This is a genomic window from Bacillus sp. TH25 (assembly GCF_016650935.1).
GTDB lineage: Bacteria > Bacillota > Bacilli > Bacillales > Bacillaceae_G > Bacillus_A > Bacillus_A mycoides.
On sequence record NZ_JAEKEU010000002.1, the window covers coordinates 142,692 to 163,425 of the forward strand.

Sequence of the window (20,734 nt, forward strand, 5' to 3'; positions counted from 1 at the left end):
GGCTTATTAGGAAAATAGTATTTGGAGGATTCACCTTTTTTTGCATAAGAAAAAACGCAGGAGAAATTCCTACGTTTTTATATAAATATATTAAAAAGAGTTTTGATACTACTTCAATAATGCTATAAGGAATTTACTTTTCTGCAACGATACTATTATCAAGACATATTTTATATAAAGTGAAACTTTAATCAGCCCGCAAATAGAGGGATAAAACTACAAATCATTATTTACTGTATTGCCCTTAATTACGGAAACAATTATACTAGATGTTATCTGCATGTATAATCTGAATATTCATAAAATTATGAGTAGGATTTCCTTTGGCGACATAGAAATTATAAAGTATATCACCATGATTTTTTAACATTTAAGTTTTTTCCTATTTATATAAGTTCTCAATATGAACTTATATAAACCATTCCTACTTACCTCTTAGATTACTATTATACTGCATTAAAATGAAGGAACTCCTTTTCTTTAACATAAAAATGAATTAGAAAAGATAATAAAATTAGGAGGATTACAATGCCCCAGCTTGATTCATTACATCCCATAGTAGAAAAAATAATCACCAATATTGAAAAATTAATGGTCGGGAAACGAAAAGAAACGATCTTAGCCTTAACAGCTCTCTTAGCTGAAGGTCATGTACTATTAGAAGATGTTCCCGGTGTCGGGAAAACTATGCTAGTACGTGCTCTTTCTAAATCAATTGATGCTGATTACAAGCGAATTCAATTCACACCTGATTTACTGCCGTCAGATGTAACAGGTATTTCTATTTATAATCCAAAAGAACTCCAATTTGAGTTCAAGCCTGGACCAATTATGGGGAATTTTGTACTTGCTGATGAAATTAATCGTACATCTCCAAAGACACAATCTGCCTTACTTGAAAGTATGGAAGAAGGCAATATCACAATAGATGGCATTACAAGACCGTTACCAAAACCGTTCTTTGTAATGGCTACACAAAATCCGGTCGAATATGAGGGAACATACCCTTTACCAGAAGCTCAGCTCGATCGTTTCTTGTTGAAGCTAAAAATGGGCTATCCTACACCAGAAGAAGAATTTGAAATTTTAAACCGGATGGAAAAAACAAATCCACTCTCTCAATTACAAGCTATTACTACAATAAAAGAATTACTTTATTTACAACAAAGCGTACGGGAAGTAAGCATGGACAAAGCAATCAAGCATTACATTGTAAAGCTTGTTAGTCAGACTCGTTCTTATAGTTCTATACAGCTAGGTGCAAGTCCACGCGGCTCAATCGCTTTAATGAAAGCTTCACAAGCTTATGCATTCATCCATGGCAGAAATTATGTTATTCCAGACGATGTTAAATTTTTAGCTCCTTACGTTTTAGCTCACAGACTCATTCTAAAAATGGAAGCAAGATTTGAAGGAATAATAGGAGAACAAGTTATCACCAAAATCGTTGCACGAACTACTGTGCCGACTCAAAGGACGAAGAACCTTTGATGAAACGACTACTACGGGCGCTATATCACGTTACGAAGTTATTGCTAATCCCTTTATGCCTAGTCTTAACATTTGTGTACGCTATGCTTCAAGGAGGATTTGTAAGTTGGTTTTTGTTTTACAGTACGATTCCTATTGGTCTTTATTCACTACTACTTCCCTTCTACGCTTTACGAGACGCTGAAGTAAAACGAATAACAAACCAAAATGAATATGCAGCAGGAGAACAATTTTTAAGCACTATTACAATAAAAAGAAAATTTCCTTTTCCCTTACTTTATTTAGTTATAGAAGATGAACTACCACCACAATTTACAAGTTGTATACAAACGAAGGTGAATAAGGTAATACTCTTTCCAGGATTCAAACGGAATATTTCGTTTCAATATGTTATTGACACAATCCCTAGAGGAGAGCACACTTTTTCAAGCGTACGTGTCAAAACTGGTGATCTATTCGGTATGATGGAGAAAGAAGTAACTTTTTCAGTTCCAGATGCATTTTTAGTCTATCCCCAGTATGTAGATATAACGTATCGACAATTGGAAAATCATTTCGAACAAGGGGCACTTTCAGCAAATATAAATTTAGCAAAAGACTCTACAGTCTCTGTCGGTGTCAGAGAATATAAACCTGGTGACCGCTTTTCATGGATTGATTGGAAAGTAACTGCACGAACAAACAATATTATGACGAAAGAGTTTGAACAACAGCGCAGCCATAATATTATGATATTTATGGACAGAACTGAGTCCCCTCTATTCGAATCAGTCGTAACGTTTACCGCCTCTATTGTGAGGGCTGTCTTGAAGCAAAATTCACCAGCATCATTCGTGTCTGTCGGAAAAGAACAAACTATTTTCCCTTTAAACAATGGAGATACTCAGTTGCATCAAATCTTTTGTCATTTAGCGAAAGTACAAGCGGACAGTGTATTCCCGCTCTCCCGGAGTGTAGAAATGGAATTAAGAAAAATTTATGAGCCCGTAACGATTATACTCGTAACAAGCGATCTTTCTCCCGATATTCAAAAGGCGGCTGACTTTGCTGCTATAAAAAACAGAAAATTAATGGTGTTTGTCGTGAAAGAAAAAGCAAATCAACTCTCACATCGAGAACTAAGTATTCTAGAAACTCTACAAAAACGAAAAATATTTGTAAATGTGGTTTATGGGAACCGGTATACAAACGTGTTTTTTGAGGTGAGCAAATGATAACATTACGAACAAAATACAAATGGGATATGAGCAGATTCTTCATGCATGTATGTGCACTTCTACTTTTACTAGAATGGCTAAGACCCCTTATAGGTATTACAAACGTAGGTAGATTAGATATTTTTGTAATATTTACAGGAATTTGCTTCACTCTCTCTTTTTTCAAACAAGGTGGCAGATTCCAATAAAGATCGTCACGATCTTATTCATCATTCATTTCCTGTATTATAAAAATGCTTTTATAAATCCATCTTGGCTAACGAAATTTTTTCTGATATTTCTCGAAATTCCTCCCTGTTATTTCAAGGGAATTTGCTAGATATTTCTCCAGTTTTTCCAACATTATTATTTTTTCTATCATTTTGGTTTTTGAGTGCTTTCATCTCTTTTTGGATGATTCATAAAAAACGTGGGTTGTTATTTCTTGCATTGACTATTATTTATATCACAACTTTTCATAACTTACATTTATACAATGCAAACTACGCTATTATTCGTACTGTTGTCATCGGCTTTTTTATACTTAGTCTTCTTCAAATAGAACGAATAAAAGAGATGGAACACTTACAAAATTATGCTAGAGAAATCTCAAAATTACTTAGACCTCTTACAATATTTATTGTATTGTCAGCAACCATCGCATACTTTGCTCCAAAATTTGGCCCTCAATGGCCAAACCCAATGAATTTTTTAAAATTCAACACATCCGAAGCAAGTAAAGAACAAGAAGTTTCTAAAATTGGGTATGGTTTATATGACTCGCAATTAGGTGGTCCTTTTAAGGCCGATAATACAATTGTTTTTACAGCACAAACGCAAAACAAACAATATTGGAGAGTAGAAACAAAAGATTTTTATACAGGAAAAGGCTGGGAGGTTTCTGAAAACCCGAAAAAGGTTTCTTTTAAAAATAAAAACGACGTCGTGAGTTGGTACGAACAAAATACAAAAACGGAAACAACCGAAGCAACAATCACCATGCAAAAAAGTTATCCTCACCTTACCTATCCAGCAGGATTAGTATCTGTTGATGCTTCTTCTGATGTATCATACAGCGTTGACCCATTTTCAGAAAAAATCTATACGATGCACGGAGACTCTTCTACTACTTTAAACTCGTATAAAGTAACATATGAGATTCCGGAGTTTTCCATAGAAAATTTGAAATCTGTAAAAACGAATGAAGGTCATGAAACAAGTCCTTATTTCATGACAAAGTACACACAACTTCCCGAATCATTACCGCAGCGAGTAAAAGACTTGGCTGTCAATCTTACAAATGATAAAGACAACCGATATGATAAAGTATTAGCTATTGAAAATTACTTTACAGACAATTCTTTTGTATACGAAACAATGAATGTCTTATACCCTGCCAAAAACCAAGACTATGTAGATCAATTCCTTTTCGATACAAAAAGCGGTTACTGCAATAATTTTTCGACATCTATGATCGTGTTACTTCGTTCTGCCGGGATTCCTGCTCGCTGGGTAAAAGGATTTACAGAAGGAACTCTGGAGAATACACTTGCTAGTACAGAAGGTGAGAATGTTTATACAATCGCGAACAATAACGCACACTCTTGGGTCGAAGTATATTTCCCAGGATACGGATGGATTCCATTCGAACCAACAAAAGGATTTACCAATCCCTATAATTTTACAAATAATACTCCTGCTTCTACTTCACAAAATAACGAAGTAAATAATTCTAATAACGAGCCAATACACCAACGGAACAATGAAGCAAAGCTCAAAAGTTTAATAGAAAATACAGAAGAAGCCTCTACTAAAAAGATCACAAATTCCAAAAATGATTTTTCTTGGTGGTACGTATTCCTCTCTACGATACCGATTAGTATCATCGGATACATTCTCTTCACCACTAGAATGAAATGGATTACATTTTTTATTATTCTTTTCTATAAATACCGAAAAGATGATGCTGTTTATCAAAAAGCTTACGGTGCACTTTTAAAACAATTTGCGAGAATCGGCATACCACGGGGTGAAAGTCAAACATTCCGAGAATACGCTCTCCACATCGATACACTTTACAATTCGGCCGATATGCAACAACTTACTTTCAGTTATGAGAACGCTATGTATCAAAAGGAACAGGCCGCAGCCGCATGGAAGACATCCGTACACTTATGGGAAGTACTTATGAAAAAAGCAGCTTCTCTGCCTAAATCAAACGACTACGATAGAGTGATTTAATCTTGATAATGTGAGTTTAAAGAAAACATCTCAAAGAGCTACTTTGTTCTTTGAGGTGTTTTTTAGTAAACATAATAAAAGATAGCTAACTCCTAATTATTCCCCAAGCACCTTCTCAATCTCAACCTCTAAATCCACCGGCTTCGTCTGCGGCGCAAAACGCCCTACTATTTTCCCGTCTTTTCCAATTAGAAACTTAGTAAAGTTCCATTTCACTGCTTTCATACCGAGTAAACCTGGTGCTTGTTCTGTCATGTATGTATAGAGAGGATGAGCCTTATCACCTTTCACATCAATCTTCGCAAACATTGGGAAGTTTACACCGTAGTTCAATTCACAAAAACTAGTAATATCAGCTTCTGTGCCTGGTTCTTGTCCCCCAAATTGATTACAAGGGAAACCGAGTATTTCTAGTCCTTGGTCTTTATATTTATCATATACTTCCTGTAACCCTTTATATTGTGGTGTAAATCCACATTTACTAGCTACATTTACAATAAGAAGTGCTTTTCCTTCGTAATCTTTTAACGATTTTTCTTCTCCTGTTATTGTTTTAGCTGAAAAATCATAAACTGTCATTGTTCATACCCCTCTCTTCACTCTCATTCTATGTTTATACTATACTATACTACATTCGTGAATATACAGCTCTTATTACGTACTCACATACCGGAATGATAGCGCTTTATTTTCGTTCGAAAATTCGACACAATATACTAGACTTTTATGATGGAAAGTTTTACAATTAATTTGTGAACAAAATGTGACAGTTTATATTTCCATTATAATAGAAAAGGATGGTGTTCATTATGAAAACTGCACAACATGAAACGATTTCAAATCGCGAGTTTTATTTCGTACTATATATGATGTTATTGTATGTTATTGGCTGGGTAATCGATGTAAATGGTTTATTTTTAAGCTCCTACTTTAATTTAGCAGGAGAAATTATGCTCCCGATCGTTGGCGGCATTGTTGGACTGTTCGTTATGTCTATCAATAAAGAACAAACGAAATAACAACACTTTAAAAAGGCAGAAGACGAGCTTTCGTTTTCTGCCTTTTTCTATTTTAGCGTATAATAGAAACATACAGTAACTAAGGAGTGGTAACGATGAAAAAAGTAGAGCAGTTATCTTCACACCTATATCTTATTGATGATTTTGATTTACAACATAATGAACGAACTGGTACGTACGTTTTATTAGGTGACGATATTACTTTAATTGAAACTTGTGCGGCCCCTTCTCTTCCGTATATTTTAGACGGCTTACAACAATTACATATTAATTTAAATGATGTAAAAAACATTATCGTTACACATGTTCATTTAGATCACGCCGGGGCTGCTGGTTTAATGATGGAAAAGTGTCCAAACGCTACTTTATATGTGCATTCTCGCGGTGCTCGTCATATGATTGATCCAACAAAACTCATTTTAGGCGCAAAAGCTGTATACAAAGAAGATTTCGATAAACTGTTTGATCCAATTCTTCCTATTGAAGAAGAACGTGTTCGTATTGTACAACATGGTGATACGTTAAAAATTGCCGAAGACCGTACACTTACATTTTACGATACACCGGGGCATGCTAAACACCATATTAGTATTCACGATTCATTAACAAACGGCATTTTTACTGGCGATACAATTGGAATTTATTATAGAGAACTCGCAGACCTTGGTGTAGAACTATATTTACCATCAACGTCCCCTTCACAATTCCAACCAGATGCGATGATTGCTTCTAAAAATCACATTCAAAGTATGAATGTAGATACTATTTATTTCGGTCATTACGGTGCATCATCCAATGTTACAGAAGTATATAACCAACTGGAACATTGGCTACCTATTTTCGTTCATACTGGTAAAGAGGTCTTTGAACAGTATAATGATTTCGATGAAGCGACTAAAGCTTTACAAACTGTATTAATGGATAAGATCTCTTCTCACCTCACAAAGTTAAACGTTCCATCAGATCATTCCGTTTATAACATTTTACATCTAGATATAGAAATTAGCGCGATGGGCATTATAGATTATTTCACGAAGCAAGAAAAAGCAAACTCCACTATTAAATAACCGTAAAAGAAGAGATATACAACAGTAGTTATTGTATATCTCTTCTTTTTTTGAATATATTTTGAGTAAAGGATGGTGGAATGTAATGCAAAAAGTGATGCTATATCTCTGCTTCACCTTATTTATCGTCTTATTATTATTTGTCGGAGTGAAAATTCAATTTTATTTAGATACAGACGCGCAGGTGAACTTTAACGTTTATCCAAGATTATTCTACTTTACACTCTTCCCTCTTATAGTTGGCATTTTATTACGATTCCTTCAATCCATTAATCGCGAAACGAGTAAACAAAACTGGCGCTTTCAACCGGATAAATTTATCGCGATTACGTTGCCGACGCTATTCATTTCCTTTTCTCCAGCTCTACTCTTTTCACCAGTTGGTGCATACCTACCTTATTTAGCTAATATTATTCTTATAAATACAACTTTTGTTACGATAATAAGTTTAATAGCTGGCTATTCTCTTTTAGATTGTTTTATACAAAAAGACAAAGAGAATAGTAAGGAATATAACTAAGTGATTTCCCACTTTCACTTTATTAAGCAAATCAAGATAATTCTGCCCTGACATGTATGCAAAAGAACCTAATGTTCAATTTTTAAGTGCCGTTGGTTATGGTGGGTTATTTATAAGTGCAATACTCCTTGTAAGAGTTGCTATACATGCGGTAAGGAAATTTAATTAATAACAAAACGAGTATGAAATCGCATAGATTTTATACTCGTTTTTTATTGTTCATATTTTTAATCGGCAATAGGAAATTTATGTTAAACTTAAGAAAGTCGTGCACTAAGTCAAAATACATTTCAAACAAGGGAGACTTATTATGAAATTAGGGACTTTCTCGTTTCTAACGTTTCTCGCAAGTATATGTTCTTTCTTTATTTTAAGAGGACCTCATGCAAATTTAACTTTAATTATTACGATTTTAGGCATACTTTCATTACTCGGAATTATTTTTGCGATCGCATCAAAAAATTGGTTATTCGGAATAGTTGGTACAGCATTAAATGCAGTAATACTAGTATTTGTATATTTCTTATTGCTAGCAAAAGGAATAGGTGGTTAATATATTTACGTTTCAATAAGAAAAGCTCACGGCTTAAGCTATGAGCTTTTTTACTTATCTCACCTTTTCATCTACATACTCCATAAACTGTTCTGCTTTAATAAATCTTTCTTTATACGCTTCAGGTACTTCTTCTACTGTTATCCCACCACTCGATTTCGCTTTTACTAATACAGTTTGATATGACATTAACGCTTCCATATATTGTTCATACTCTTCTGAAGTTAATACTTCTTTACTAGATTTATGCCCATTTAATTTATCAAAATACGGCTGAAGTTCCATTTCTACCTTTTTCATTTCCTCTTTTTTAGCTGATGATAATTGATCATAATCAATATTACCGTTCGAATCCCCGTACTCAAGCTTTGCATTTGTTAATTTCTTTAGTTCTTTTGTAAACTCTTCATATTCTTTTACACCCATTTCATCTTTCGCTTGTGATAACTTTGCATTAAAACGCATATACGCTTCTAATGTCATCGCTCCGGCATGTTTTTTTAAATTCTCAAAAGATCCGTATATACCATCTGCCATAATAGATTGATAAGCAAAACCCGTTGTCGGAATTAAAAATGCTGCTGCAAGTACTCCTGCAATAAGGCGCTTCTTCCTTTTGTTCCCCCCTCGCTTCATTTTAATCTGAACAATTACTTTTTCTTTTAACTCCGGCGGGGCAATAATCCCCTTCGCTTCTTCTTGTATAGATTCTCTAACTCTACAATCTAAGCTCATTTCACATTCCCTACCTCTCCTAAAAAGATTTCTTCTACTTGTTCTTTTTGGCGTAGTTTCTTTAATGCCGCATGAATTCTAGACTTCACTGTACCGATTGGAATATGTAATATTTGTGCTACTTCTTCTTGTGAGTAATCATGTAAGTATCTTAAGATAATAACTTGTTTCAATTTATATGGTAATTTATGAATGAGTTCAATTAATTTTTGGTTTGATATTTTACTTACAACATCGCTAGAAAAATCAATTTGTACTGGTTTTCTTTGCTCTTCTGCTTTTTTTACAATTCGCAGTCGCATCCACCTCTTTCTTCTATAAGAATGAATTTGTTTAATCGCAAGTCCAATTAACCATGGACGAAATGGCTTCTCACTATCATATTTACGAAGCGATTCATATAGCTGTATGTATATTTCCTGAACGACATCATCTATATCTGCTTTATCCTCTATTAAAAAATGTGCTGTCTTATATACTTCTTGAATCGTTTTATCATACAACTCACTATACGCTTCTTTATTGCCTGATAAAGTTAATTGGATTAGTTCTGTGTATACTGTTTCATCCTTCATATACCATCCCTCCTTTGTCCTACACTATATATTGGCAAGCAAACGATATTTCGTTCGATTTCTTTCAAATATTTTTCAAATAAATTAATATAAGGATCCAATGACTTCATAAGCTTCACTTATAACCTTGCATAACAATTATATAATTTTCCAATTCTTAATGAAGATTTAAAATGATTTATATAGTCAAATTTAGGAGGATATTATATGAAAGCTATCATTGTAACTTCGTTCGGTGGTCCTGAAGTGATGAAATATACAGACGTGGAGATGCCGGCTATTTCAGACAATCAAGTTTTAATTCGTGTTGTCGCTACTAGTGTTAATTTCGCCGATATTAAATCACGTTATGGCAAAAAAGGAAACAAATCCTTACCTTTTATTCCAGGGATAGATGCAGCTGGTATTGTAGAACACGTAGGTTCTCATGTGAAAAATATTTATCCTGGCCAGCGTGTCATTACTTTTCCTCAAAATGGCTCTTACGCTGAATATGTTGTCGCGAACGAAAATCTTACTTTTGTATTACCTGATGAAGTTGATTTCCAAACTGCAGCTGCCTGCCCTATCGTATCTTTTACAAGCTACAATTTACTTACAAATATTGCAAGACTTCAGCAAGGTGAATCTGTTCTAATTCATGCCGCTGCTGGAGGAATTGGTACTACTGCGATTCAACTCGCAAAATTATTAGGGGCTAAAAAAGTAATCGGGACTGTCGGAAGTGAAGCAAAAAGAAAAATTGCTTTAGATGCTGGCGCTGATTATGTTATTTGTCATCAAGATGAAGATTTTGTAGAGAGGGTAGATCAGCTTACAAACGGAGAAGGCGTTAATATTGTTTTAGATTCTATTTCTGGTACTGTGTCCGAAAGAAGTTTAGACTGCCTTGCTTATTGCGGTCGTCTCGTCCATTTCGGCAATGCTAGCGGAGAAGTTGGTAGTTTTCAAACGAAAGATTTACACGCAAGTTGCCGTTCTATACTCGGCTTCAGCTTTGGCACTACACGAAAAAAACGTCCTGAATTGCTTCAAGAAACTGCGAATCAAGTTTTCCGTTATTTACGCGATGGAAGTTTACAAATTAAAGCTACGAAATCTTTTCCTCTTCAAGATGCAGGGAAAGCACATGAATGGGTCGAAAGTAGACAAAGTACAGGGAAAGTAATACTACACGTTCAGACAGCTCCCTAAAATGAATACATGAAATAGAGGTGTTATTCATGGGATCACGAATTATGCATATCATTATCGCGAGCGGTATTGCAGAGAAACTATCTATTCAAGATAAAACTTCTTTCTTACTTGGTGGTGTAGCTCCTGATGCTGTTCATTCAAAAGAAGAAAAAGGAACTTCACATTTTTACGCTGGTACAACGAAGAACTATACGAGAAGAATAGATTATGATTCATTTATTCATAAATACGAAGATCATATGGATTCCCCTTATATTTTAGGTTATTATACCCACCTCATTGCTGATGATAATTGGCTAAGCGGCTTTTTTCTACCTTGGCTTAAAAACAGAATAGAAAACGACGAAACTATCGCACCTATGTACTATAACGATTTTAAATTATTGAACGCACAATTGTTGCATCATTACGATAAAGAACAACAGCTCTTCGCCCTACTTAATCAAGAGGCTAACATTGTGAATATCGAGGAGGTTTCTAGAGAGAATGTTTTAGCTTTTCGGCAATATATTTTTGAAGATATGCTATATCCTGAGCAACACTTGCACGAAAACTTACAAGTGTTTTCATTTGATCAAATCGTTGGTTATATTGAGACTGCAATTGAAAAAGGAACATTTTTTATAGAACAACTCGTTAATAAAAAATTGACTTCAAATATTTAATCCCCCTCATTATTTACGAGGGGGATTTTCACATAACAATATCATTATTTGTTCTTTTCCATAACCGCAAAATAATTCCCTTCACTATCAGCAAAGTTAAACACTTTACCCGAAGGCATTGTTACCATTTCACCCACTGTAACATTTTTATTTGTTAAATCTGTATATAATTGGTCAAGATTTTCTGAGAAGAACATTAAAGACGGTGTACCAAGATTCAATTCTGGGCTCATTTTCGAAATCACTTCTTTATTATGTAGTATGATACTCGTTTCTGCATCTTTAGTTGGAGCGATTTCAATCCATCTCATTCCTTGCTTGTTATCTTCCTCTGCTACTACATGAAATCCTACCTTTTCCGTCCAAAAATTTACTGCCTTATCTTGATTATTTACATATAACATAATTTGTCCGATTTTATGAATCATTTGTATTCCTCCAATTGTTTTTTACATTCTATGTAGCTTTCTACAGGTGCTATTGTTATTCCTTTTGAGTTTATATGTACTTCTTCACAAAATTTATCGACCTACTCATCCCATTCAGTTCGTCAAAATAATCATTTCTTTCAATCATGTTATATCCGTCGAATCCAATTTCATCTAATACCTTGAAGAATATATCGAAATCTACTTCACCATTTCCTACTGCTACTTCTATATACTTACTTGAACTATCACTTTTCACTCCTTTACAATCTTTAATATGAGTTTGTATTATATAATCTTTTAATAGTAATAAACCTTCTACCGGATTTTCATTTGCATCACTTATTAAATTTGCTGGGTCAAAGTTAACAGCTAGTCCTTTTGAGTTTATAGTTTCTAAAAATCGTTTTAACACTAATGCTTTTTCAGACCCCGTCTCAATAGCGAAGACTCCTCCAAATTTGAATGCTAAATCCCCTATCTCGTAACAAACTCGTTCCATTTTATCATAGGACTCACTTTTTTCATTATCTGGAACTTTCCCGATATGAGCTGTTATTATCTTTGCTCCCAGATCCAAACCTCTGTCAGTAATGTATTTAAACTGCTCTATTGCACTGTCAACTTCCGTTCCTATAATTCCATTTTCTCCAAAGTTAATTGCTAATGATGGAACCTTTATTCCATTAAAAGATAACCTTTTCTTTAAAGTAGTCCATTTTGCCTTTGAAATATTAGCTAAATTGAAGTTCTTATTCATAGCATATAATTGAATATATTCTAAATCCCATTCCCTTGCTTTTTCTATTCCTTCGTTTACTTCAATATGTTTCGTATTCAAAAACATTCCTAATTTCCTATCCATATATGTACCTTCTTTTTATTATTTCGCATCAGTTTAATATTCGACTCTCTTTACATTACTTCCTTGTACAAACTAAATGAGAAATGATTCACCTTTATCGATATTTCTTATAAGATAGGTACATTTAAATTTCCTTTGTTATTCAATTACAAACAAAAAAGACGTAACTACAAATAGTTACGCCTTTCTCTTTATTTATCTAGGTTTTTTCTTACCAGTAAAAGCTGGTTTCTTTTTCTTTGGTGCTGGTGGTTTCGATTCTACAAATGTTCCTTTGAACATTTCTTGTTTCGTAAACACGATACCTAATTTTTTCGCAAATTGAAGTAATTTACGCTCTTCTTGTTCTGTTACAAGAGAAACAACTGTTCCTTCTTTGCCCATACGTCCAGTACGTCCTGAGCGGTGAATATATTGGTCTACTGTGTCTGGTAACTCTAAGTGGATTACGTGTGTTAAATCATCGATATCTAATCCACGTGCTGCAATATCAGTAGCAAGTAATATTTCTAATTTCCCGCTACGGAACGCGCGCATCGTTACTTCACGCTCTTGTTTGCTTGCCTCTGCATGAAGTGCTGCTGCTTTCATTTTACGGAACTTCAGTTTTTGAGTAATTTCATCTAAACGGAATGGATCATTTAAGAAGGCAACTGCTTTTACATTTCCCATATGCATAACTCTTCTAATATAATCATTTTTTTCACGACGCTCACAAACGATATACGTATGTTCAACTAGGCTCTGTGCCTCTGAACGTGTTACACGTACTAATTGTGGTTCAACTGTCAAATCACGTGCCGCATCTTCTGCAGCTTTTGTTATTGTCGCCGAGCAGAATACTAATTGACGATCGCGCATCGTTGATTTAATTACATCAAGTACAGCACCCATCATCTTTTGTTTTACAATTTGATCAAACTCATCAAATACAATCGTTTTCACTTCATGCATCTTTAATTTTTTCATGCGAATCAACTCTAAAATACGTCCTGGTGAACCGACAATAACTCTCGGATGTTTCTTTAATTTTTCAACTTGGCGCTTAATATCCGCACCACCAATTAAAGACGCACCTGAAATATCCGTTCCTGCTGTAAACTTTTGAACCTCTTCATGAATTTGCATAACAAGTTCACGAGTTGGCGCTAAAATTACAACTTGAGGTTGTTTAACTTCAGGATTAATTTTATGTAAAAGTGGTAATAAGTACGCTAATGTTTTTCCTGTTCCAGTTGGAGATTCAGCAATAACGTCTTGTCCTTCTAAAATAGTTGGAATCGCTTGTTTTTGAATTTCAGTAAACTCTTTAAAACCAGCCTTTTCCCAAGCTTGTTGTAAAAATGGTTGCATATCTTTTATCATTTGTTTTTCTCCTTTATCTCTATTTTTGAAGAAAATGTTGTATTGTTCGCACCGTTTCTATCATGTGTGAAATAACAGCTATTAAATCATCAACATGGTCTTCTGTAATCGATTTTTGAAATAGAACCTCTACCTTATTATGATATGAAATCGCTTGCTTATTATATTCGTATGAAATTTTTTGCGTAATCATTCGCTCTTTTCCCCATATAGAATGCAATAAAGTTTCAATTTCTTCGCACCCTATCTCTGGTTGCTCCATTTCGAACGAGAATTCCAGCTTCATTTCACAACCTGGTATAAACTGAGGTACTTCTAATATTTCACCTGATAAATTCTTTGCATCAACAGATAGTGAAAATGTCGCCTCTACCATCGTTTTAAATGTTTCTGTTAGTTGAAATGAAATACTATACATACGACTTAATGAAGCAAGGTCCATCACATCTTTTCGATCCGTTACGAGAATATCACCGTGTAAATCGAAATCATAGACAGCTCCTTCCACAATTACCTTTAAATTTTCAAAAGCAGTTGGATCAAACATAATTTCCTCCAAAAAACAGGCGCCTTTCGATGGAAAGGCGCCACTTGATGTATATATAGTTTACAGATAAACGAGATGAATTACAACCTTTTAGAATAAACCTACTGCTTTTCCATCTTCATTTACGTCCATTTGCAGCGCAGCTGGCTGTTTTGGAAGGCCTGGCATTGTTAACATTGTTCCTGTTAACGCAACGATAAACCCTGCACCGATAGATGGTTTTAACTCACGAATTGTAACGATAAAGTCAGATGGGCGACCTAATTTTGTTGCATCATCTGAAAGAGAGTATTGTGTTTTCGCCATACAAATCGGTAGGTTACTCCAACCTTCTCCCTCATATTGAGCTAATTGCTTACGTGCTTTCGGAGCAAATTCAATATCTTTTGCGCCGTACACTTTTTGAGCAATTGTACGAATTTTTTCTTCTAATGGTAATTCTAATTCATAAAGTGGTGCGTAGTTGTTTTCACCTTTTTCAATTTCTTTTAACACTTTCTCAGCAAGGTCAACTCCGCCTTGGCCACCTTTCTCCCAAACTTCTGTTAAGGATACTGCATAGCCACGCTCATTGCACCATTCTTGTAAGTATGCAACTTCTGCATCTGTATCAGTAATGAATTTGTTAATGGCAATTACGAAAGGAACACCGAAGCTTTGAATTGTTTCAACATGCTTCTGTAAGTTCTCCATACCTTTTGCTAACGCATCTACATTTTCTTCTTTTAATTGATCTCTCGCCACACCACCGTGCATTTTAAGCGCACGAATAGTCGCAACAATAACTACCGCTTCTGGTTTAATACCAGCTGCACGTGCTTTAATATCTAAAAACTTCTCGGCACCTAAATCTGCACCGAATCCAGCTTCTGTAATAACATAATCACCTAATTTTGCTGCCATTGTCGTAGCGATAACACTGTTACAACCGTGAGCGATATTCGCAAATGGTCCGCCATGAATGATAGCTGGTGTATTTTCTAATGTTTGTACTAAGTTCGGTTTTAATGCATCTTTTAATAGAAGTGTTAACGCTCCTTCTACTCCTAAATCTTTAACTGTTACAGGTTGATTTGAAAAATTATAAGCGACAACAATGCGAGATAGACGTGATTTTAAATCTTGAATATCTGTTGCAAGGCAGAATACGGCCATAATTTCAGATGCTACTGTAATATCAAAACCGTCTTCACGTGGTACACCTTGAACCGGTCCACCAAGGCCAATTACTACGTTACGAAGGGCACGATCATTTAAGTCAACACAGCGTTTCCAAACGATTTTACGCGTATCAATTCCAAGTGTGTTTCCTTGTTGGATATGATTATCAATAAACGCCGCTAATGCGTTATTGGCAGTTGTAATCGCATGAATATCTCCAGTAAAGTGAAGGTTAATGTCTTCCATTGGTACTACTTGAGAATAACCGCCACCTGCTGCTCCGCCTTTTAATCCCATTGTTGGTCCAAGAGATGGTTCGCGAAGTGCAATTACTGTTTTCTTACCAATTTTATTAAAAGCTTGGCCTAAACCAACTGTTACTGTTGATTTACCTTCTCCTGCTGGAGTTGGGTTAATCGCTGTTACTAAAACAACTTTACCGTCTTTCTCATCTTGTAAACGCTTAAAAATATCAAGAGATAACTTGCCTTTATAATGTCCGTATGGCTCTAGTTCTTCTTCTAAAATATTTAAATTAGCTGCAATTTCTTGAATCTTCTTCATACTTGCTTCTTGTGCGATTTCAATATCAGATTTAACTGTTGTAGTAGTTGTCATGTACCCTAGTCCCCCTTTAATTGATTCTGATGATATTGTATCAGTTTTTTGTATTTTCTGCACTTATTTACCTCCTAAAACCCTTCAATTTTGTCATACGTTTTTTAACATAAATACCCATAAAAATGTTAACGCTTGTTGTAACTCTGTAGGTAGCTGACCTAACATCTTCTCATTTACTCCGCGCTTATATACGCCGGTATCATCTACAACTTCAAATCCTTGTTCTTTTGCTAACTGTTCAAATTCCCAAGGCATCATCGTATTGCAAACAACGTCTTTGCCATATAGGCGCGGATAACTGTTCTCTCTCGGTTTTGCTGTCGGTCCTAAAATTGCAATACATGCGTATCCATCTTTCTTTAAAACACGCTTTATTTCATTTAATGCTCGCAACGGCTCCTCGGTCCATTCTAAAGAATTAATTGCCATAATTGCTTCAAATTTCTCATTTTCAAATGGTAATGAAGAAAGATCACCTTTTATAAAAGATAAGTTTGGGCCTTCTCCGCGCTCCTTACCCTTTTGAATCATAACTTCCGATAAGTCCACCCCAACCGCTTTGTACCCAGTAAGACTTAATTTATATGTACCATACCCATCACCACAGCCAACATCTAACACTTGTACTTCCTTTTCCACGTACTGCTCAAAAAATGGAATGATTGTACTCCTGCTCCCGCTATCCCACATTTCTTGACTATTTTGATTCCAAAACTCTGCATTGTTATCCCATTTTTTCTCTGCCGATTCATGCCAATTAAACTTCGCCATACATTCCCCTACCTTCACGTATTATCATTCATTTCATTCTACATCATGTTCCAAAATCCCTGTTTATCTTCATAAGGAGATAAAGTGAAACTTTAATCAGTGGGGGTGTTTGTTCGTCCGCCACTGATTATTATTTGAACCAATCGGGCTTTTACTGGCAGCCCGACTCCCATCTAACTTCTTTGCTCTAGCCGAATTTTGAGGTGGGGGTCTTACTGCACGGCAAATAGCGGGATAAACAGGATAACAACGAAATCTATTTTCTCCAATTTTTGCTTTACTTGGGTTTAACTCATACTCATGTTCTGTTCCTTATGAAAGATACTATAGATACACCCAATTGAAAGAGAGGGATGTACATGCGAAGAAAGAGAAATCATCATTTTAAAAGTGGTGAAAAAAACGAAGAGTATGCAGCTGAAATATCTCCAGCTGGTATTCCGATTAGACATGAGCGCAAAGAAATTGCAAATGAAATAGAAGGTACAAATACCGGTGCAATGATCGGCTATGTCGCATTATTTCTTTCGTTATTCTCCATTGCTTTTTATCCTGTTACACTCGGCTCCCTTGCTATTTTAGTTGGCTTATTAGCTGTCAATTTTGGAGCGAGAACACTTGGATATACCGCAATTGGTTTTGGTAGTTTTTCTGTTTTATTTACTTTACTCTATCCGCTTGCTTTGTCAGCGTTTTAAAAAAAACACACCAAGTTATACTTGGTGTGTTCATTCATGATACAACATGATATGACCGCATCCACAACAATGCTTCGCTGTAATTTCTTGAAAAACTGGATAATTTTCTTCATCTCTATGCTCAATAAACACCTTTTCAAATCGGTACATGTTTGGCGCATATGCCCAATCTTGTTTCGTACGTGCATATAATGTTGAAGAAAAAAACTCCTCACCACCACAAACGATACATCCCTTCTTCATCAATACCCCTCCTATGCTTGTCTTACTTCATCTATATGAACATAAACATAAAAAAAAGACCTTCTATTACTAGAAAGTCTTCTCTGAAACAAAAAGAAATGTACCGAATATACCTACTCCGCTATATTCTTTCATAACACCAGCTTCTGTTTTATACGTTTGCTTTACAGTCATAAAGAAAACACCATTTCGTGCATCAATACTTTCAAACTGTAATTTCTCTTTTTTTTCATCTACATTTTGCGTGCATTCAAAGCTACTCTCGTCACATTTCAATGCATACTTATCCTCTAAATACAATTTAAAATCTGATTCTTTCGGACAAGTTATAAGTAATATTACCACGAGAATAATACTTACAATACCCACAATTGTATAATATTTCTTCATTTGTTCTCCTTTCAAAAGACAAGAAAACTTGACTTCATGCGCCAAGTTTTCTTAGTCTACAACCCATTGCCACTCTTGTTCTTTCTTATCAAAAATGAGCCAACCCGTTTCTGTTGCTTCCGCTTTCAATTCATCGATATTATCTAGTACCTCATCCGTACTTTCGAATGATCCTACTACATATACCGGAATTTCAAGACCTCTTCTCGACTCAATTTTCCCCGCTAAATCAATGTATAACCCATCTTCCATTAACGGCATAAGCCCAAGGATAACTTCCTTTGAAATTGCTGGGAAAATTTTTGATTTTTGGAAGAAAGTAAAACGTTTCTTTCCAAACGAACCGAGTTTATATGGAATCACTTTACTTAGCATTCCTACAAAATCACCGATTCTACGGTAATACACTTTGTTGTACCAACCGTCATCATGTGAAAAATAAACGAATCTATTCTTCAACAATGGGAAGAACGTTCTTCCAAGTGGTTCTTTTTTGTGAGCCAAATATAATAATTCTGCAATTTCTTTTGGCTCTAACTCATCTAAATCGCTTGCATCATCGAAATCTACCCAACAAAATTCATCAAATTCATCAATCTCTGCTTGAATGAGTTTATGTATGTTTTCTTCCTCAACATATTCAAATAAAGTATGATAATGAAAATCTGTCCACTCAAAATTATGCTTTAAAAGCAATACTTGATGAAGCGGTGAAGGGATGTTACTTGCAAACTCTTTAAACGTAATTCCAGATGTAATAAAACAATGACCCCGACGATTACCATTAATATATATCATATTGTTTACTTGGTCAGATCCTCCAGACAAAGCACCTAGCCACCTTCGTTTTATATGTTTCAATTCTATAGCATATTTTAACATGAAAAATTTTAGAAACATAGAAAAAACTTCAAAAACTATTTACAATTTCATGTGTTTTATTACATACTGATTACAAGAAAAAACGCCTGCTTATGAGCAGGCGTTTTTAAAGGATTTCATCTGGGTTTTGGGGGTGATGATTTCCCTCTTTCTTTTCATCTGTTTGGAACATCGATTGAATTTTATCAATTGTTTGTGGAGCTAATTCAATTATTTTTTCTGCTAAATGTGTCGCATTTTGTAGATGCAGAATATTTACTCCATCTTTATTCACTACAAGAAATGCTACTGGTGTAATAGAAACACCACCCGCGCTACCGCCACCAAATGCAGGGGTACCGTTCGCTCTTTGTCCATCATTCGTTTGGAAATCAGAACCTCCTGCTCCAAAACCGAACGCTACTTTAGAAACTGTTAACACTACACCACCGTCAGCCGTTTGAACAGGCTCCCCAACAATCGTATTTACATCGACCATTTCCTTCAAATTTTCCATTGCTGCTTTCATTAATCCTTGAATTGGATGATCCACCGTTCATAACCTCCTTTGTCATATCTTTCCTAGTTTTTCCGAAAGTTGGTGAACTAAACATAAAATTTTATATTGATTTCAAAAAACTTAAGTTGTAATATTTAGAAAAATAAAAAAGAGGTCGATTTTTTATGATGAGAAAATTAACAAAGAAAGATCATGAACAAGTATTCGCTTACCTAAAAGAAGAAGCAGCCCTTAACTTGTTTATTATTGGGGATTTAGAAGCTTTCGGTTATGAAACAGACTTTCAAGAATTATGGGGCGTATATAAAGAGAATGGAACATTAAAATCGATTTCACTTCGCTTTCACGATACATTTATACCGTATAGTAAAGAAGGGTTTGTGGTTACTGACTATGAGGCACTTCTTTCCGCATATAAGCCGCTTAAACTCTCTGGCAAGTCAACTATTGTAGAAAGATTTGAAACTGCTCCAAGTATACAACTGGGGGCCAAAAATGAAATGTATTTTTGTGAATGTCTAGATGACAGCAACTTACCTAGCACACCAATTCATGAAACAATTAAACTTGCCTCACTCGATGATATAGAACGAATTATGAAATTACGAAGTGACATCGCTGAATTCCCGACTGCTAATGAATCAGAAAAAATGTTAAGGCAAGCTATCGAAACAAATACAGGACGTACATATTATATTGAAAAAGACGGCACAATCATCGCATCCTCCTCAACTTCCGCTGAAAATTCATTATCTGCTATGGTTGTTGGCGTATGTACGCATCCGAACTACCGCGGAAATGGATATGCTTCACTCATATTGCAAAAAATGATTCAGGACTTTACGAAAGAAGGCCGAACACTTTGTTTGTTTTATAACAATCCAGCAGCTGGACTTATTTATAAACGACTAGGGTTTAAAGACATTGGGATGTGGACGATGTATCGATAATAAGGGGGACTCTATAAGCGGAAATAGTTGTAACCTAGCAATAAAAGCAGATTAT

The 20,734-nt window shown here is 35.1% G+C and carries 23 protein-coding genes and 1 pseudogene; 11 read left to right on the top strand and 13 right to left on the bottom strand.

The annotated features are described in order from the left end of the window. The first annotated feature begins 528 nt into the window (after nucleotides 1–528). From JFT89_RS00775 to JFT89_RS00785, 3 genes and pseudogenes are all read left to right on the top strand, one after another. Nucleotides 529–1,491, top strand: coding sequence for an AAA family ATPase (locus JFT89_RS00775; protein ID WP_016094172.1), 963 nt, complete (start codon nucleotides 529–531; stop codon nucleotides 1,489–1,491). Then, nucleotides 1,491–2,705: a DUF58 domain-containing protein gene (locus JFT89_RS00780; protein ID WP_201039358.1), complete on the top strand. Its 1,215-nt coding sequence runs from the start codon at nucleotides 1,491–1,493 to the stop codon at nucleotides 2,703–2,705. The genes JFT89_RS00775 and JFT89_RS00780 overlap by 1 nt, the downstream gene beginning before the upstream one ends. Further along, nucleotides 2,702–4,928 (top strand): annotated as a pseudogene (locus JFT89_RS00785) (transglutaminase TgpA family protein). The gene JFT89_RS00780 and the pseudogene JFT89_RS00785 overlap by 4 nt, the downstream one beginning before the upstream one ends. 96 nt (nucleotides 4,929–5,024) lie before the next feature. Here JFT89_RS00785 and bsaA read toward each other — a convergent pair. Then, complete coding sequence (gene bsaA, locus JFT89_RS00790; RefSeq protein ID WP_002065095.1) at nucleotides 5,025–5,507, bottom strand: glutathione peroxidase; 483 nt, start codon at nucleotides 5,505–5,507, stop codon at nucleotides 5,025–5,027. Between the two features lie 230 nt (nucleotides 5,508–5,737). Here bsaA and JFT89_RS00795 point away from each other — a divergent pair, with 230 nt between their 5' ends. The 4 genes from JFT89_RS00795 (at nucleotide 5,738) to JFT89_RS00815 (ending at nucleotide 8,087) form a co-directional block, all read left to right on the top strand. Next, the gene (locus JFT89_RS00795; protein ID WP_002127081.1) at nucleotides 5,738–5,947 is read left to right on the top strand and encodes a DUF3925 family protein; all 210 of its coding nucleotides are present in this window, start codon (nucleotides 5,738–5,740) and stop codon (nucleotides 5,945–5,947) included. Nucleotides 5,948–6,042: 95 nt separating this feature from the next. Beyond that, nucleotides 6,043–7,014, top strand: a complete 972-nt coding sequence (locus JFT89_RS00800; RefSeq protein WP_016094174.1) for an MBL fold metallo-hydrolase — start codon at nucleotides 6,043–6,045, stop codon at nucleotides 7,012–7,014. A gap of 85 nt (nucleotides 7,015–7,099) precedes the next feature. Then, the gene (locus tag JFT89_RS00805; protein WP_078181557.1) at nucleotides 7,100–7,534 is read left to right on the top strand and encodes a hypothetical protein; all 435 of its coding nucleotides are present in this window, start codon (nucleotides 7,100–7,102) and stop codon (nucleotides 7,532–7,534) included. 310 nt (nucleotides 7,535–7,844) lie between these two features. Next, nucleotides 7,845–8,087: a hypothetical protein gene (locus tag JFT89_RS00815; RefSeq protein ID WP_002065089.1), complete on the top strand. Its 243-nt coding sequence runs from the start codon at nucleotides 7,845–7,847 to the stop codon at nucleotides 8,085–8,087. A 54-nt stretch (nucleotides 8,088–8,141) separates the two neighbouring features. Here JFT89_RS00815 and JFT89_RS00820 read toward each other — a convergent pair whose 3' ends face one another. Together JFT89_RS00820 and JFT89_RS00825 are read right to left on the bottom strand one after the other, a co-directional pair. After that, nucleotides 8,142–8,822 carry a DUF3600 domain-containing protein gene (locus tag JFT89_RS00820; protein ID WP_016094176.1) on the bottom strand — a complete coding sequence of 227 codons (681 nt, stop codon included), beginning with the start codon at nucleotides 8,820–8,822 and terminating at the stop codon, nucleotides 8,142–8,144. Continuing rightward, complete coding sequence (locus tag JFT89_RS00825; RefSeq protein ID WP_002065087.1) at nucleotides 8,819–9,397, bottom strand: sigma-70 family RNA polymerase sigma factor; 579 nt, start codon at nucleotides 9,395–9,397, stop codon at nucleotides 8,819–8,821. The genes JFT89_RS00820 and JFT89_RS00825 overlap by 4 nt, the downstream gene beginning before the upstream one ends. 207 nt (nucleotides 9,398–9,604) lie before the next feature. On the opposite strand from JFT89_RS00825, the gene JFT89_RS00830 reads away from it, so the two are divergent. Further along, entirely contained in the window at nucleotides 9,605–10,591 is a 987-nt protein-coding gene (locus JFT89_RS00830; RefSeq protein ID WP_201039359.1) for a quinone oxidoreductase family protein, read from the top strand. Between the two features lie 29 nt (nucleotides 10,592–10,620). Beyond that, nucleotides 10,621–11,259 (top strand): zinc dependent phospholipase C family protein, encoded by a 639-nt coding sequence (locus JFT89_RS00835; RefSeq protein WP_016094178.1) that lies wholly within the window; start codon nucleotides 10,621–10,623, stop codon nucleotides 11,257–11,259. A gap of 44 nt (nucleotides 11,260–11,303) precedes the next feature. Here JFT89_RS00835 and JFT89_RS00840 read toward each other — a convergent pair whose 3' ends face one another. The 6 genes from JFT89_RS00840 to JFT89_RS00865 form a co-directional block, all read right to left on the bottom strand. Next, nucleotides 11,304–11,687 (bottom strand): VOC family protein, encoded by a 384-nt coding sequence (locus JFT89_RS00840; RefSeq protein ID WP_002065084.1) that lies wholly within the window; start codon nucleotides 11,685–11,687, stop codon nucleotides 11,304–11,306. 70 nt (nucleotides 11,688–11,757) lie between these two features. Continuing rightward, nucleotides 11,758–12,552: a sugar phosphate isomerase/epimerase family protein gene (locus tag JFT89_RS00845; protein ID WP_002065082.1), complete on the bottom strand. Its 795-nt coding sequence runs from the start codon at nucleotides 12,550–12,552 to the stop codon at nucleotides 11,758–11,760. A gap of 195 nt (nucleotides 12,553–12,747) precedes the next feature. Continuing rightward, nucleotides 12,748–13,917, bottom strand: coding sequence for a DEAD/DEAH box helicase (locus JFT89_RS00850; RefSeq protein WP_002012513.1), 1,170 nt, complete (start codon nucleotides 13,915–13,917; stop codon nucleotides 12,748–12,750). A 19-nt stretch (nucleotides 13,918–13,936) separates the two neighbouring features. Then, complete coding sequence (locus JFT89_RS00855; RefSeq protein ID WP_002065080.1) at nucleotides 13,937–14,464, bottom strand: hypothetical protein; 528 nt, start codon at nucleotides 14,462–14,464, stop codon at nucleotides 13,937–13,939. Between the two features lie 90 nt (nucleotides 14,465–14,554). Continuing rightward, complete coding sequence (locus JFT89_RS00860; RefSeq protein ID WP_002031556.1) at nucleotides 14,555–16,243, bottom strand: formate--tetrahydrofolate ligase; 1,689 nt, start codon at nucleotides 16,241–16,243, stop codon at nucleotides 14,555–14,557. A gap of 93 nt (nucleotides 16,244–16,336) precedes the next feature. Further along, complete coding sequence (locus tag JFT89_RS00865; RefSeq protein WP_016094180.1) at nucleotides 16,337–17,017, bottom strand: class I SAM-dependent methyltransferase; 681 nt, start codon at nucleotides 17,015–17,017, stop codon at nucleotides 16,337–16,339. Between the two features lie 359 nt (nucleotides 17,018–17,376). Between JFT89_RS00865 and JFT89_RS00870 the strand changes: the two genes are divergently transcribed. Continuing rightward, nucleotides 17,377–17,715, top strand: coding sequence for a hypothetical protein (locus tag JFT89_RS00870; protein WP_001253195.1), 339 nt, complete (start codon nucleotides 17,377–17,379; stop codon nucleotides 17,713–17,715). Between the two features lie 30 nt (nucleotides 17,716–17,745). Here the strand turns inward: JFT89_RS00870 and JFT89_RS00875 are convergent, their stop codons facing one another. From JFT89_RS00875 to ytfJ, 4 genes are all read right to left on the bottom strand, one after another. Then, nucleotides 17,746–17,958, bottom strand: a complete 213-nt coding sequence (locus tag JFT89_RS00875; protein ID WP_002012518.1) for a hypothetical protein — start codon at nucleotides 17,956–17,958, stop codon at nucleotides 17,746–17,748. Between the two features lie 69 nt (nucleotides 17,959–18,027). Then, complete coding sequence (locus tag JFT89_RS00880) at nucleotides 18,028–18,348, bottom strand: hypothetical protein (protein ID WP_033706707.1); 321 nt, start codon at nucleotides 18,346–18,348, stop codon at nucleotides 18,028–18,030. Nucleotides 18,349–18,399: 51 nt separating this feature from the next. Further along, a complete protein-coding gene (locus JFT89_RS00885) occupies nucleotides 18,400–19,176 on the bottom strand; it encodes a hypothetical protein (protein ID WP_002085994.1) in 777 nt (258 codons plus the stop codon). 160 nt (nucleotides 19,177–19,336) lie between these two features. After that, complete coding sequence (ytfJ, locus tag JFT89_RS00890; RefSeq protein ID WP_002012522.1) at nucleotides 19,337–19,762, bottom strand: GerW family sporulation protein; 426 nt, start codon at nucleotides 19,760–19,762, stop codon at nucleotides 19,337–19,339. 131 nt (nucleotides 19,763–19,893) lie between these two features. On the opposite strand from ytfJ, the gene JFT89_RS00895 reads away from it, so the two are divergent. Further along, nucleotides 19,894–20,679: a GNAT family N-acetyltransferase gene (locus JFT89_RS00895; RefSeq protein ID WP_201039360.1), complete on the top strand. Its 786-nt coding sequence runs from the start codon at nucleotides 19,894–19,896 to the stop codon at nucleotides 20,677–20,679. The last annotated feature ends 55 nt before the right edge of the window (nucleotides 20,680–20,734 follow it).

Excerpts from the sequence above, each read along its gene's own strand:
- JFT89_RS00775 (WP_016094172.1), top strand. The coding sequence starts at position 529 with ATGCCCCAGCTTGATTCATTACATCCCATAGTAGAAAAAATAATCACC.
- JFT89_RS00780 (WP_201039358.1), top strand. The coding sequence starts at position 1,491 with ATGAAACGACTACTACGGGCGCTATATCACGTTACGAAGTTATTGCTA.
- bsaA (WP_002065095.1), bottom strand. The coding sequence starts at position 5,507 with ATGACAGTTTATGATTTTTCAGCTAAAACAATAACAGGAGAAGAAAAA.
- JFT89_RS00795 (WP_002127081.1), top strand. The coding sequence starts at position 5,738 with ATGAAAACTGCACAACATGAAACGATTTCAAATCGCGAGTTTTATTTC.
- JFT89_RS00800 (WP_016094174.1), top strand. The coding sequence starts at position 6,043 with ATGAAAAAAGTAGAGCAGTTATCTTCACACCTATATCTTATTGATGAT.
- JFT89_RS00805 (WP_078181557.1), top strand. The coding sequence starts at position 7,100 with ATGCAAAAAGTGATGCTATATCTCTGCTTCACCTTATTTATCGTCTTA.
- JFT89_RS00815 (WP_002065089.1), top strand. The coding sequence starts at position 7,845 with ATGAAATTAGGGACTTTCTCGTTTCTAACGTTTCTCGCAAGTATATGT.
- JFT89_RS00820 (WP_016094176.1), bottom strand. The coding sequence starts at position 8,822 with ATGAGCTTAGATTGTAGAGTTAGAGAATCTATACAAGAAGAAGCGAAG.
- JFT89_RS00825 (WP_002065087.1), bottom strand. The coding sequence starts at position 9,397 with ATGAAGGATGAAACAGTATACACAGAACTAATCCAATTAACTTTATCA.
- JFT89_RS00830 (WP_201039359.1), top strand. The coding sequence starts at position 9,605 with ATGAAAGCTATCATTGTAACTTCGTTCGGTGGTCCTGAAGTGATGAAA.
- JFT89_RS00835 (WP_016094178.1), top strand. The coding sequence starts at position 10,621 with ATGGGATCACGAATTATGCATATCATTATCGCGAGCGGTATTGCAGAG.
- JFT89_RS00840 (WP_002065084.1), bottom strand. The coding sequence starts at position 11,687 with ATGATTCATAAAATCGGACAAATTATGTTATATGTAAATAATCAAGAT.
- JFT89_RS00845 (WP_002065082.1), bottom strand. The coding sequence starts at position 12,552 with ATGGATAGGAAATTAGGAATGTTTTTGAATACGAAACATATTGAAGTA.
- JFT89_RS00850 (WP_002012513.1), bottom strand. The coding sequence starts at position 13,917 with ATGATAAAAGATATGCAACCATTTTTACAACAAGCTTGGGAAAAGGCT.
- JFT89_RS00855 (WP_002065080.1), bottom strand. The coding sequence starts at position 14,464 with ATGTTTGATCCAACTGCTTTTGAAAATTTAAAGGTAATTGTGGAAGGA.
- JFT89_RS00860 (WP_002031556.1), bottom strand. The coding sequence starts at position 16,243 with ATGACAACTACTACAACAGTTAAATCTGATATTGAAATCGCACAAGAA.
- JFT89_RS00865 (WP_016094180.1), bottom strand. The coding sequence starts at position 17,017 with ATGGCGAAGTTTAATTGGCATGAATCGGCAGAGAAAAAATGGGATAAC.
- JFT89_RS00870 (WP_001253195.1), top strand. The coding sequence starts at position 17,377 with ATGCGAAGAAAGAGAAATCATCATTTTAAAAGTGGTGAAAAAAACGAA.
- JFT89_RS00875 (WP_002012518.1), bottom strand. The coding sequence starts at position 17,958 with ATGAAGAAGGGATGTATCGTTTGTGGTGGTGAGGAGTTTTTTTCTTCA.
- JFT89_RS00880 (WP_033706707.1), bottom strand. The coding sequence starts at position 18,348 with ATGAAGAAATATTATACAATTGTGGGTATTGTAAGTATTATTCTCGTG.
- JFT89_RS00895 (WP_201039360.1), top strand. The coding sequence starts at position 19,894 with ATGATGAGAAAATTAACAAAGAAAGATCATGAACAAGTATTCGCTTAC.